This is a genomic window from Pseudomonas sp. REP124 (assembly GCF_020164475.1).
In the GTDB taxonomy this organism is placed as follows: Bacteria; Pseudomonadota; Gammaproteobacteria; order Pseudomonadales; family Pseudomonadaceae; genus Aquipseudomonas.
Genome location: NZ_JAIQWX010000173.1, coordinates 1 through 11,788, shown reverse-complemented (window position 1 = coordinate 11,788; position 11,788 = coordinate 1). Strand labels below are relative to the sequence as shown.

The window sequence follows — 11,788 nt, the reverse complement described above, 5'->3', positions numbered from 1 at the left end:
TAGGAGCGAGGCTTGCCCGCGAATGCCGCACCACAATTTCAAATATTCAACGGTGCGTGGCAATCCAGATCAACAACCCCGCCTGAAACACCGCAAACGCCACCAGACAGGTAATGGTGAAACGCAACCCAGCGTCTTCACGCTTGTACTTGCTCACCTTCTCTTCGTGTTTCTTCAGCTTCACTTCCTGCTCGGCCAGGTTCTGCTCGGCCTGCTGGAGCATCTGCGCCGCCTCAAGAATCTCCACGACCTGCAGCTTTTCCGTATTCCAGTCGCCCAACAGGTCGCCGACCCGCACCTCACTGACGCTGCCCTTCAAATGCTGAGGATCGGCGTACACCACATCGAAGCCATGAACCCGCAGGAAGTGATCGCGGCGCAGACGAGTGTCTTCGCTCAGCGCATCCTTGTTGTTCAGGTCGGTGCCGTCGACGGTGTAGCCGGGCCAGCGTTTCTTCGCCCAGTTGATGCCTTGCGCCGCCATGTAACGGCCGATGCCGCGGTTCAGCGGTTCGATCTGCAGGCCGCTGTCGGGGCCGAAGTGCACGCGTTTTTCCGCGTGGTCGACCCACACGTCCAGATTGTTCTGCTCCTTGCGCACCCGCTGGCCTGGCAGGGTGATGGTCATGCGCAGCAAGCTGCTTTGCTTGTCATTGCGCTCGGCGTAACCGAATTCGACAAAGCGCAGGGGCCGCCCGCCGGTGTTGCGGTCAGTCTGCAACGGCGCCAGGCGGAGCATCTTGTGGTGCTCGACGTGGACGTCCGCCCATGGCAGCTCGACCGCTGGCGGTGCTTCTTTTTCAGCGGTGGTGTCGGTTGAAGTCGGGGTGTCTGTCATAACGTCAAGATCCTGTCCAGGCTCAGCTTGTCACCAACCATTGCGTTGGCGACAAAGGCTTATCGGCCGTTTTGTTCAGGACTGGAGGGTAAACAGCGTTTAACGGATGGGAAGTCCGTCAATAAACCCGAGAATGTGTGTGCCCAGCTCGGCGGCCAGGGGCAGATTCGGGTCCTTGTAGGAGGCCAGCTGCCGTTTGACGTCGTTGGGCACGATGCGCAGGACATGGTTCATGCCTTCGATCAGCGCCAGTTGCGCGTCCGGTTTGGCGGCTTTCAACAACCGCGCGTCCTCGACCCCGACCTGAATATCGCTGCTGCCCTGAATGATCAGCGCCGGCATTTTCAGCCGGGCAAAGGCTGCCGCCGGGTCCTGGCGGAACAGCGAAATCAGGTACGGCTGCACGCTTGGGCGGAAAATAACCTGGAGCGGGGCTGGCACGTTGTCATCGGTTTTCCCGGCCTTGAGGCTGTCGAGCAGCTCATTGCTGCGCAACATCAAGGGTGGCGGCAAGCTACGGGCCAGTTGCTCACGCAGCACCTGATCGATCGGCCGCGCGCTGCCGGACATGGAAATCACCGCCGCTGCATCGACACTCGGTGCGGCGAGGCTGGCGATCAACGCGCCTTCGCTGTGCCCCAGCAGGATCAGCTTGCCGAAGCGCGGGTCGGCTTTGAGCTTGCGACCCCAGGCCTCGGCGTCGGAGACATAGCCTTCGACCGACAGATTGCGCTCGTCCGGAGTAGCCGCCAGGCTCGCCGCCACGCCGCGTTTGTCGTAGCGCACGCTGGCGATGTTGTGTTTGGCCAGCACCCAGGCCAGGCGCTTGAGGCTGTCGTTGCGCCCGCCGTCGGGATTGTTGCCGTCGCGATCGGTAGGGCCGGAGCCGGAAATGATCAGCACCACCGGTACTGGAGTGTCGGACTTGGGCAGCAGCAGCGAGCCGAAAAGCTCACCGTTGCCGGTGTCCAGGGTAATCGGCCGTTGCAGAACAGTGGCCTGGGCGAAGCCGGTAAACAAGGTCAGGGTCAAGAGCAAAACTCGCAGCATCATCAGGCCATCATCATCAGGATGCCGGTTGGACTCGCCAATCGGCGTTAGGTTCGAGGATGAACTGATTGGGTAGCCTGCGTATACTGGCGCGCATTACGTATTTGGGTTCGATTTCACGGAGCGTCCTGCATGTCCGGCAATACCTACGGCAAGCTGTTCACTGTCACCACCGCGGGCGAAAGCCATGGCCCGGCGTTGGTCGCCATTGTCGATGGCTGCCCGCCGGGCCTGGAGATTTCCCTTGAGGATCTGCAGCGTGATCTGGACCGGCGCAAGCCCGGCACCAGCCGCCACACCACCCAGCGCCAGGAAGCCGACGAAGTCGAAATCCTCTCCGGCGTGTTCGAGGGCCGCACCACCGGTTGCGCCATCGGCCTGTTGATCCGCAACACCGACCAGAAGTCCAAGGACTACTCGGCGATCAAGGATCTGTTCCGCCCGGCCCACGCCGACTATACCTACCACCACAAGTACGGCGAGCGCGATTATCGCGGCGGCGGTCGCAGCTCGGCCCGGGAAACCGCCATGCGCGTGGCGGCCGGCGCCATCGCCAAGAAATACCTGGCCAGCCAGGGCATCGTCATTCGCGGTTACATGAGCCAGCTCGGCCCGATTGAAATCCCGTTCAAGACCTGGGATTCGGTGGAACAGAACGCCTTCTTCAGCCCGGACCCGGACAAGGTGCCAGAGCTGGAAGCCTATATGGACCAGCTGCGTCGCGACCAGGATTCGGTCGGCGCCAAGATCACCGTGGTTGCCGAAGGCGTGATGCCGGGTCTGGGCGAGCCGATTTTCGACCGCCTCGACGCGGAGCTGGCCCACGCGCTGATGAGCATCAACGCGGTCAAGGGCGTGGAAATCGGCGCCGGTTTCGCCTCCGTAGCCCAACGCGGCACCGAGCATCGCGATGAGCTGACCCCGGAAGGTTTCCTCAGCAACAACGCTGGCGGCATCCTCGGCGGGATCTCCTCCGGTCAGCCGATCGTTGCCCACCTGGCGCTCAAGCCGACCTCGAGCATCACCACCCCGGGCCGCTCGATCGACATCAATGGCAACCCGGTGGAAGTCATCACCAAGGGCCGTCACGACCCGTGCGTCGGCATCCGCGCCACGCCGATCGCCGAAGCGATGATGGCCATCGTGCTGATGGATCACCTGTTGCGTCACCGCGGGCAAAACGCCGACGTGCGCGTGAGCACGCCGGTGCTCGGTCAGCTGTGAATGGCCGATCTGCATGATTGATATGAAAAGCGCCGCAGTCTGATGGCTGCGGCGCTTCCGTACTGGCGGCTCTCCAGTTTCTATCTGTTCTATTTCGCCTTGCTCGGATCGACCGCGCCGTTTCTGGCGCTGTACTTCGATCATCTGGGGTTTTCTGCTGCGCGCATCGGCGAACTGGTGGCGATCCCGATGCTGATGCGTTGCGTGGCGCCGAACATCTGGGGCTGGCTCGGTGACTACACCGGCCGGCGCCTGGCCATCGTGCGCTTCGGCGCGGTCTGCACGCTGCTGACCTTTTCGCTGATCTTCGTCAGCAAGACCTACGCTTGGCTGGCGATGGTCATGGCCCTGCACGCGTTCTTCTGGCATGCGGTGTTGCCGCAGTTCGAGGTCATTACCCTGGCGCACTTGCAGGGGCAGACCTCGCGCTACAGCCAGATTCGCCTGTGGGGCTCCATCGGTTTCATCATCACCGTGGTCGCGCTGGGGCGCCTGTTCGAATGGCTGAGCCTGGACATTTATCCGGCGGCGCTGGTGCTGATCATGGCCGGCATCGTCCTGAGCAGCCTCTGGGTGCCCAATGCGCAGCCTGTCCAGGGTGCAAAGTTGACGGGTGATGGCTTTCTCGCCCAGTTGCGCAGCCCCGGCGTGCTGGCTTTCTACGCCTGCGTGGCGCTGATGCAGATGAGCCACGGTCCGTATTACACCTTTCTGACCCTGCACCTCGAGCGCCTGGGTTACAGCCGAGGGGTGATCGGCATGCTCTGGGCCGTCGGCGTGGTGGCCGAAGTACTGATGTTCATGGCGATGAGCCGGATCCTTGCGCGCTTTTCCCTGCGGCGTGTGCTGCTGGCGAGTTTCCTGCTGGCGGCGCTGCGCTGGGTGCTGCTGGGCTCGCTGGCGGAGTTTCTCTGGGTGCTGCTGTTTGCCCAGGTCCTGCACGCGGCGACCTTTGGCAGTTTTCACGCCGCTGCCATTGCCTTCGTGCAACGCAGCTTCGGCCCGGGTCAGCAAGGGCAGGGCCAGGCGCTATATGCAGCCCTCGCCGGAACCGGCGGCGCAGTAGGCGCGCTGTATTCGGGCTACAGCTGGAATGCCCTGGGCGCGGCATCAACCTTTAGTATTGCCAGTCTCGCAGCCGTCGCGGCAGCCGTTATCATCGCCACACGTATGCAAGAAGGAGCGCCTTAATGAGCAGCCTGTCCGTTTTTCACGTCTCAAGTCCCGAAGTTCCCAACAAGGTGCTGACCCATTTCGAAGATATCGCCTCGACCCTGGCCGAGCAGGGCGTGCGCTTCGACCGCTGGCAAGCCGCGACGAAGCTCCAGCCGGGCGCCAGCCAGGAAGAACTGATCGCCGCCTATCAGGCGCCAATCGACCAGTTGATGACAGAGCGCGGCTACGTCACCGTCGACGTGATCAGCCACAGCAACGATCACCCGCAGAAAGCCGAATTCCTCGACGAACACCGCAAGAGTGAGGACGAAGTACGCTTTTTCGTTGCCGGGCGCGGTTTGTTCAACCTGCACATCGACGATTACGTCTATGCGGTGATGTGTGAGAAGAATGATCTGATCCTGGTGCCGGCCGGCACCAAGCATTGGTTCGACATCGGGGAGAATCCGCATTTCGTGGCGATTCGCCTGTTCAAGAACCAGGAAGGCCTGGTGGCGAACTTCACCGGGGACAATATTGCCAGCCAGTTCCCGCGGCTCGATGACATCACATAACCTGTAGGAGCGAGCATGCTCGCGATGAACGTTCAGACACCGCTGGGCATCAGGTTTCCAGCGTTATCGTTAACGACCATCGCGAGCATGCTCGCTCCTACAGGAAAGCAGAAATCCGCTCTAGTCAGGCCGAGTGATAGGTCGGCAAGGCAAACCGCTGCTGGCTCTGCAACATCGAAATCTGCGGCAACTCGCTGGCCTGCTCGGCCAGGTCGCGGCGGATGGCGCTGATGACCCACGACAACTGGTCGCCATTGTGCAGCTGCTGATAGGAAATCGAGCGCTTGAACACTCTGTCCTCGGCACCCCGCAAGGTCAGCAGAATCCCGCCGTCAGGACGAGGCTGGGTGATGACTTCGTAGTTGGAGAACAGGGATGCGAATTTTTCCTGGATCAGGTTCATGTCTTTCAGCTCCGTGATGACTTGAATAGGCAAGCATGCACAGAGCGTTGCAGTGATTGTGCCAGTATCAGGCGGTGATTAAATTCCTTTAAAAACAGCAAGTTAGGTTTAAAGCTGATTTTTGCTTTCGTGCAATTTGCAAGAACAGCCATCGTGCATCCTGCATTTTGCGAGGTTCTCGGCGGCTGGATTGAACCATTTGAAGTCCTCGCGCTCGCGATCTCCAACACCGCTGTTGCAGATACAAAACATTTCAAAAACCGCGTGTACAGCTCAAGAACCCTTGACGTATTTTCGGGCTTCATTAAACGCCGCCCGACAATAAGAAGAGCGAACGGGAGCCGCCATGCGCCGCACGCCAAGCGACACGATCACCTGGAGCATGATGCTCCGCAAGCTGCCTTCGATCGCCAAGGCCCTGCCACGGGTGGTCAAAGGCATGAAGGTCGCCAACGTCAAGGACCCGAATCAACCGTGTGGTCTGGCCTGGAGTTTCGAACAGGCAACCTTGCGCAACCCTGATGGCCCGGCACTGCTGCACGATGAGCTTTCGCTGAGTTATACACAGGTCAACCAGTGGGCCAATCGCATTGCCCACCATCTGATCGAACAGGGCATCGGCAAGGGCGATGTGGTGGCGGTGTTCATCGAGAACCGTCCCGAGCTGCTGGTGACGATCCTTGCGGTGGCCAAGGTCGGCGCGATCAGCGCCTTGCTCAATACGTCGCAGACCCGCGACACACTTGTCCACAGCTTGAATCTGGTAGCGCCGGCGGCCATCGTCGTTGGTGAAGAGTTGGTGCCTGCGTTTTTGGCGGTACGCGAGTCGGTGTCGATCCCGGCGGCGCACTGCTGGTTCGTTGCCGACCAGAACACCTACGATCACCCAGGCATTGCGCCAGAAGGCCTCATCAATCTGATGACCGTCAGCATCGACGGCCCCGTCGACAACCCGGCCAGCAGCCGGCAGATCTTCTTCGACGACACCTGCTTCTATATCTACACCTCGGGCACCACCGGATTGCCCAAGGCCGGTGTGTTCAAGCACGGTCGCTGGATGCGCAGCTTCGCCAGCTTCGGCATGGTCGCGCTGGATATGCAGCCAACGGACATCGTCTATTGCACGTTGCCGCTGTATCACGCCACGGGCCTGTGCGTGTGCTGGGGTTCGGCCATCAGCGGCGCTTCGGGCTTTGCCTTGCGCCGCAAGTTCAGCGTCAGTCACTTCTGGAGCGACGTGCGCAGGTACCGCGCGACCACACTGGGATACGTCGGCGAACTGTGCCGTTATCTGGTGGATCAACCGCCCGGCGAGGACGACAACCGGCACCAGGTGACCAAGATGATCGGCAATGGCCTGCGCCCCGGCGCCTGGCACGAGTTCAAGACGCGTTTTGGCGTCAGGCACATCTGCGAGCTGTATGCCGCCAGCGACGGCAACATCGGTTTCACCAACATCCTGAATTTCGACAACACGGTGGGGTTCTCCCTGATGTCCTGGGAACTGGCGGCCTACGATCATGACAGCGGCGCGCCGATTCGTGCCGCCAACGGTTTCATGCGCAAGGTCGGCAAGGGCGAGCAGGGCCTGTTGCTGGCGAGGATCGACGACAAGGCGCCGCTGGACGGCTACACCGATCCGCAAAAAACCGAGAAGGTCGTTTTGCACGATGTATTCGCCAAGGGTGACCGCTACTTCAATACCGGCGATCTGCTGCGCAACATCGGTTTCGGCCACGCCCAGTTCGTCGATCGCCTGGGCGATACCTATCGCTGGAAGGGCGAAAACGTCTCGACCACTGAAGTCGAGAACATGCTGCTCAAGCATCCGCTGATCTCCGAAGCCGTGGCCTATGGCGTGGAAATCCTCAACACCAACGGCCGGGCAGGGATGGCGGCGATCACGCCGGCCGAATCCCTGGCGACCCTGGATTTCAGCGCGCTGCTGGCGTTTCTGCGACAACAGCTGCCAGCCTACGCGGTGCCGCTGTTTCTGCGGGTGAAGCTGAAAATGGAGACCACCGGGACCTTCAAGTACCAGAAAACCCGGCTCAAGGACGAAGGCTTCGATCCCGCCCGCACCGGTGGCGACCCGATCTACGCCTGGCTGCCTGGCAGCGATACCTACGTACAGGTCACCGAGCCCTTGCTGACGGCGATTCAGGATGGTCGTTACCGTTATTGAGCCGCTATACCCATGTATCGGAAAAAAGAAGTGACAGTGCCGGGGCCGCTCGGGAAACTGTCGGCTTTCCGAATGACAGAACCTGGAGTGTCCAATGTCAGACCAAAGCCGTCAGATGACCCCCGAAGAAGCCGCCGAGTTTGCCGAACAGGTATTCAACAAGGCACGGGAGGGCGATGCGGCCATGATGGCAGCGCTGCTGAGCAAGGGCCTGCCGGCGAACCTGCGCAATCACAAGGGCGACACTCTGTTGATGCTGGCCGCATACCACGGCCACGTGGAAACGGTGAAAGTCCTGCTCGAACACAAGGCCGACCCGGAAATCCGCAACGACAATGGCCAGAGCCCGATCGCCGGCGCAGCCTTCAAGGGCGACCTGGCGGTGGTCACGGCTCTGGTCGAAGGCGGCGCGCTGGTTGAGGGTTCGTCGTTCGACGGCCGAACGGCGCTGATGATGGCGGCCATGTTCAACCGCGTCGCCATTGTCGATTACCTGATCAGCAAAGGCGCCGACCCTCGGGCCAAGGATGCCAATGGTGTGACGGCGCTGGATGCGGCGAAGACCATGGGCGCTACCGATACCGTTGCGCAGCTGGAAAAATTGCTGGGCTGATTGGTTCAAAAACTCTGTGGTGAGTGGATAAATCCCCTCACCACAGGTTTGCATTCCAACCGCATGACCGGTTCCGCAGCACCTCGCCAAATGCGTTATCCTTCGCGCCCTCAAAATCCCCTCGCTACAGGATCCGCCCCATGAAAGCCGCACTCGTCGAACTCATCAGCAAAATCAGCTCCGGGTGCATGGGCGAAGACGAAATCCTCAAGGTCGCTGACGAAGCGGCCCAGGCCTATGCGGATCCTGAAGCCTTCCTGAGTGCCAACCCGGACATCAACTTCGATGACACCTTCCCGATCCCGCTAGGCGAATGGGTGGTCATCGGCAGTCTGCCCGACACCGTGCTGTTCCAGGCCGACACCTACGTAGACCTGTTCGCCCAGATCGTCGCCTCGTTCGGCCCCGGCGTGGAGTTCAACCTCAAGCCCAAACAACTGGCCAAGACCGAGGCGCTGACCGCGCTCAACCGCATTCAGGTGCAAATGAGCAGCATGAACAAGGAAAACGGCGGCTACACCCTGATGAACCTCAGCCAGTTGCTCGACGATGAACTGCAGATGGTGCTGGTCTACGGCAACGACGTGCCACGGGTGCTGGAATTGTGCGCGCAGGTCGGCATTGCGGCGGCGCCGGCCCTGGAAGCCCTGAAAGTAGCGATCCACGTCTGAGTCGACAAAGCTGTCAATAAAACGGAACCCTGGACAGAGCCGGCTATCCTAATGGCATACCACTCTTGCGGAGCATTGCCATGGGTTCCACCTTCAACAGCCTGGTTGGCCTGATCATTCTTGCCCTGGATATCTGGGCAATCATCAACGTCCTGAAAAGCGGCGCCGAAACCGGGATGAAAGTCCTCTGGGTACTGTTGATCGTCCTGCTGCCGGTGCTGGGCCTGATCATCTGGGCCATCGCCGGGCCGCGGGGGGATGTCAGGATCTGACCCCGACCCTGTAGGAGCGAGGCTTGCCCGCGAAGACGGCGGACCAGACAACAGTGATGGTGCCTGACACATCGCCTTCGCGGGCAAGCCTCGCTCCTACACAGATGCACAGATCCGCCGGAACATTAGCCAGCCGACTTGGTCGAGATAGATGTAAGCCCACTTACGGGTTTGATCGAGGAGGCTGCGATGTCAGAGTGGAAAGTCACTTTCGTGGATGATCATGGACAAACGATCAACGAAGTCTTTGAGTGCGAGGAATGCCCGAGTCACGAGCAGGCCGCCAAACTCATCAAGGAACGGTTCCTTCCTGTTGCCGCCAAGCTGGATCTGAATGATCTGGAAGGGCGAACCGTCGACGCCAGCGTCAAGAATCTCAAGACGCAGAACAGCATTCAAATCCTCGGCATCACGCCAATCTGAACACTTCCTGTCGCATTCTCACCCAGGCCTTGGCAGCGCCTGTGTCCTGGGGCTACTCTGCAATCGAGATCAGCGAATGGATCGCTAAGGTCTGGTCTTGTCAGCTACATGCTTGTTTCCCGCCGGCACCTGGGTGCCGAATCGCCCGCAGCCATGGTTGCGCGCGCAGGGAGTACGGAAAGTCTATCCATCGGTTTTGAGGAGGACGTTTCATGAGCACAGCCTATCAAGAAGACATCAGCAGCAGCGTGCTGCGCCGCATGAAAGAAGGCGGTTTCGATTTTTCAAGGTTCCACCCCATCGAGTTCTACGCCATTTTCCCGGACGAGGAGCGGGCACGCAGGGCGGCGGATCATTTTCATCAGGGTGAATCCCTCAATTCGCAAATAACCGTGCGCGACGACGGTGCCTGGGCGCTGGAGTTGAGCAAGGTCATGTACGCCACTTATGACGACATCGGCGACTTCGAACAGGGTTTCGAAGCGGTGGTCGAGCCATTGGGCGGCATCATTGAGGGCTGGGGTGTGAAACAGGAGGTACGAGGGCGACTCGCATAACCTTATGAACAGTAACGATCGCAAGCGCGGCTGACCTTCGGGTCGGCCGTTTTGTTTTCAACACGTTTTTGCAGGGCTGCCGAAGGCTGCGATCTTTCGCTTGGCGTCGACCAAAAAAAAGGCCACCTGAGCAGGTGGCCAAACGGTAAGACCGGAAAGGAGGGAAAACCGGTCGGGAGGTGGAAGCTGTCAACTTCGCCGCCTTGGATCGACGAAGTTTTTTCAGCGGATGCACGGATTATCCACAGCCCCGATCGGGTGGTGAAATCGACTCTGACTATGCGGGCGATAGACAATCACCGGGGAACCGGATCAGGCGCGAACAGTCAGGGCTTAATCTTGCGCCCCGCCATATGCTTCAGGTAACCCACCAACATCCCCAGATCCTCATCCGGCAGCACCTCGGCCGAGAAGCCGGGCATCTTCGCCTGTGGCCACTGGCGCAAACTCTGCGGATCGCGAATGTAGCGCTTGAGGAAGTCCGCACCGAAGTACTCGGTCGGGTTGTACGGAATGTTCAGGTCGGGTCCGAACTGCGAATCCCCGGCACCGTTCAGTCGATGGCAGGCCAGGCAGTTCTTCTGAAACAGCGCAAACCCCTTGTTTACCGGATCGTCCGCCTTCAGCGCCGGATCAGGCAGCAGAGCCGGAAAGCGCTCGGCCACCGGCGCCAGACGCTTGATGCTGGCGACCTCGAATGGCCATTGTTCGGGGCTGATGTTGCCCGCCTTCGGATCGGTCCACACCAGATAGAACGGGCCTGCGCTGTGCTTGCCTTCCGACAGCGGCGGCCAGGGCTTGGCCGGGTCTTCGATCGCCAGCCAGGCCCGCGCGCCTTGTGTGTTGAGCAGCGGCGCCGCCGACAGCTCCGCGGCAAATCCGTCCAGCGCCACCGCCTGCAGATGGTCTTCGGGCTTCACGTTCGTCAACAGCGCCGACAGCGGAACCGCGCGGTAGCTCATGTCGCGTTTATAGGAAACATCGTTGGGGATGGTGATGGTCTGGGCCTGAGGGTGCTTGAGCAGTTCCTCGGTCTGCCAGGTGCGACTGTCTGCGCCCAGCTCCAGGTTCAGCTGTGCGGCATACAGAGGCGTGCTGAGCAGCAAGGCCCCGAACACAATGAGCGTTTTCAAAGGATCGCCGTCCATGTCGTGGAAAATGCCGCAAAGGTTGGCACAGCCACGCTGGCTCGGGTAGCGAGCCAGTCACATTTTTGTTGTGGCGATATACAAGTCTGGAGCCGTGATTTCACAAACCGACTAGCCGATCACCTTGGTCAGGTTCGGCAGAATCAACAACAGCGTAGTGGCAAAGAGAATGAGACCCGCTTGACGAATTTTCGATTGTTTGAACATGGCTGACCGCCTTCTTTTTGTTATTCCTGATGCCTGCCTGCATATCTCCATGTCGGCAAACGATGCACTTCCTGTATGAACGACCGTCTCGGCAAAACCCGACGACAACTTCGTACACCTTCACCTTAGAGCCCGCGTCACTCGCGGTTTAGATCCATTTAGTATGGTGTTCTGACTCAAAGCTATTAAAAAGGCATGAGGCCTATTGCCAGCTTCTTTGCCGGCCTTTTTCTAGACACCTGCGCGTGTTCAATCGCTTCAGCGGGCTCCTGATGACCGTCCGTCTGAGCGTGACCGTCAATGTCGATGAGCGCTGCGGTCATTGAATCGGCGGTGGCTCGGAATAAGGTGAAGGCTCCTTAAAAGCGCAAAAGTTCGCAGCCTTCGGCAACTTTTCTGAAGAACGGCGCGATACCTGTGGGAGCGTGGCTTGCCCGCGATGGTGGCAAACGATGACGCGGGGTACC

Annotated in this window: 13 protein-coding genes; 9 read left to right on the top strand and 4 right to left on the bottom strand. The window is 60.0% G+C overall.

Going from position 1 to position 11,788, the window contains the following annotated elements; genetic code table 11:
• Nucleotides 1–46: 46 nt before the first annotated feature.
• Nucleotides 47–838, bottom strand: a complete 792-nt coding sequence (locus K9857_RS26825; RefSeq protein ID WP_224541024.1) for a hypothetical protein — start codon at nucleotides 836–838, stop codon at nucleotides 47–49.
• Nucleotides 839–937: 99 nt separating this feature from the next.
• On the bottom strand, nucleotides 938–1,891 hold the full coding sequence (locus K9857_RS26820; RefSeq protein ID WP_263488103.1) for a lysophospholipase: 954 nt from the start codon (nucleotides 1,889–1,891) through the stop codon (nucleotides 938–940).
• Nucleotides 1,892–2,020: 129 nt separating this feature from the next.
• Between K9857_RS26820 and aroC the strand changes: the two genes are divergently transcribed.
• The 3 genes from aroC to K9857_RS26805 are packed head-to-tail and all read left to right on the top strand — an operon-like array spanning nucleotide 2,021 to nucleotide 4,842.
• The gene (gene aroC, locus K9857_RS26815) at nucleotides 2,021–3,112 is read left to right on the top strand and encodes a chorismate synthase (protein WP_224541022.1); all 1,092 of its coding nucleotides are present in this window, start codon (nucleotides 2,021–2,023) and stop codon (nucleotides 3,110–3,112) included.
• Between the two features lie 42 nt (nucleotides 3,113–3,154).
• Nucleotides 3,155–4,303 carry an MFS transporter gene (locus tag K9857_RS26810; RefSeq protein WP_224541020.1) on the top strand — a complete coding sequence of 383 codons (1,149 nt, stop codon included), beginning with the start codon at nucleotides 3,155–3,157 and terminating at the stop codon, nucleotides 4,301–4,303.
• Nucleotides 4,303–4,842 carry a 1,2-dihydroxy-3-keto-5-methylthiopentene dioxygenase gene (locus K9857_RS26805; protein ID WP_224541018.1) on the top strand — a complete coding sequence of 180 codons (540 nt, stop codon included), beginning with the start codon at nucleotides 4,303–4,305 and terminating at the stop codon, nucleotides 4,840–4,842. Before K9857_RS26810 ends, K9857_RS26805 begins: the two co-directional genes overlap by 1 nt.
• A 124-nt stretch (nucleotides 4,843–4,966) precedes the next feature.
• Here K9857_RS26805 and K9857_RS26800 read toward each other — a convergent pair whose 3' ends face one another.
• Nucleotides 4,967–5,245, bottom strand: a complete 279-nt coding sequence (locus K9857_RS26800; RefSeq protein ID WP_224541016.1) for a DUF3509 domain-containing protein — start codon at nucleotides 5,243–5,245, stop codon at nucleotides 4,967–4,969.
• Nucleotides 5,246–5,591: 346 nt separating this feature from the next.
• Here K9857_RS26800 and K9857_RS26795 point away from each other — a divergent pair, with 346 nt between their 5' ends.
• From K9857_RS26795 to K9857_RS26770, 6 genes are all read left to right on the top strand, one after another.
• Nucleotides 5,592–7,430, top strand: coding sequence for a long-chain-acyl-CoA synthetase (locus K9857_RS26795; RefSeq protein WP_224541014.1), 1,839 nt, complete (start codon nucleotides 5,592–5,594; stop codon nucleotides 7,428–7,430).
• Nucleotides 7,431–7,524: 94 nt separating this feature from the next.
• Nucleotides 7,525–8,043: an ankyrin repeat domain-containing protein gene (locus K9857_RS26790; RefSeq protein ID WP_224541011.1), complete on the top strand. Its 519-nt coding sequence runs from the start codon at nucleotides 7,525–7,527 to the stop codon at nucleotides 8,041–8,043.
• 140 nt (nucleotides 8,044–8,183) lie between these two features.
• Complete coding sequence (locus K9857_RS26785) at nucleotides 8,184–8,714, top strand: hypothetical protein (RefSeq protein WP_224541010.1); 531 nt, start codon at nucleotides 8,184–8,186, stop codon at nucleotides 8,712–8,714.
• An 80-nt stretch (nucleotides 8,715–8,794) separates the two neighbouring features.
• Nucleotides 8,795–8,986, top strand: coding sequence for a PLDc N-terminal domain-containing protein (locus tag K9857_RS26780; RefSeq protein WP_224541008.1), 192 nt, complete (start codon nucleotides 8,795–8,797; stop codon nucleotides 8,984–8,986).
• Between the two features lie 189 nt (nucleotides 8,987–9,175).
• Nucleotides 9,176–9,409: a hypothetical protein gene (locus tag K9857_RS26775; RefSeq protein WP_224541006.1), complete on the top strand. Its 234-nt coding sequence runs from the start codon at nucleotides 9,176–9,178 to the stop codon at nucleotides 9,407–9,409.
• Nucleotides 9,410–9,621: 212 nt separating this feature from the next.
• On the top strand, nucleotides 9,622–9,966 hold the full coding sequence (locus K9857_RS26770) for a ribonuclease E inhibitor RraB (RefSeq protein ID WP_224541004.1): 345 nt from the start codon (nucleotides 9,622–9,624) through the stop codon (nucleotides 9,964–9,966).
• A gap of 326 nt (nucleotides 9,967–10,292) precedes the next feature.
• Here the strand turns inward: K9857_RS26770 and K9857_RS26765 are convergent, their stop codons facing one another.
• Nucleotides 10,293–11,114, bottom strand: coding sequence for a c-type cytochrome (locus K9857_RS26765; protein WP_224541002.1), 822 nt, complete (start codon nucleotides 11,112–11,114; stop codon nucleotides 10,293–10,295).
• Nucleotides 11,115–11,788: the final 674 nt, after the last annotated feature.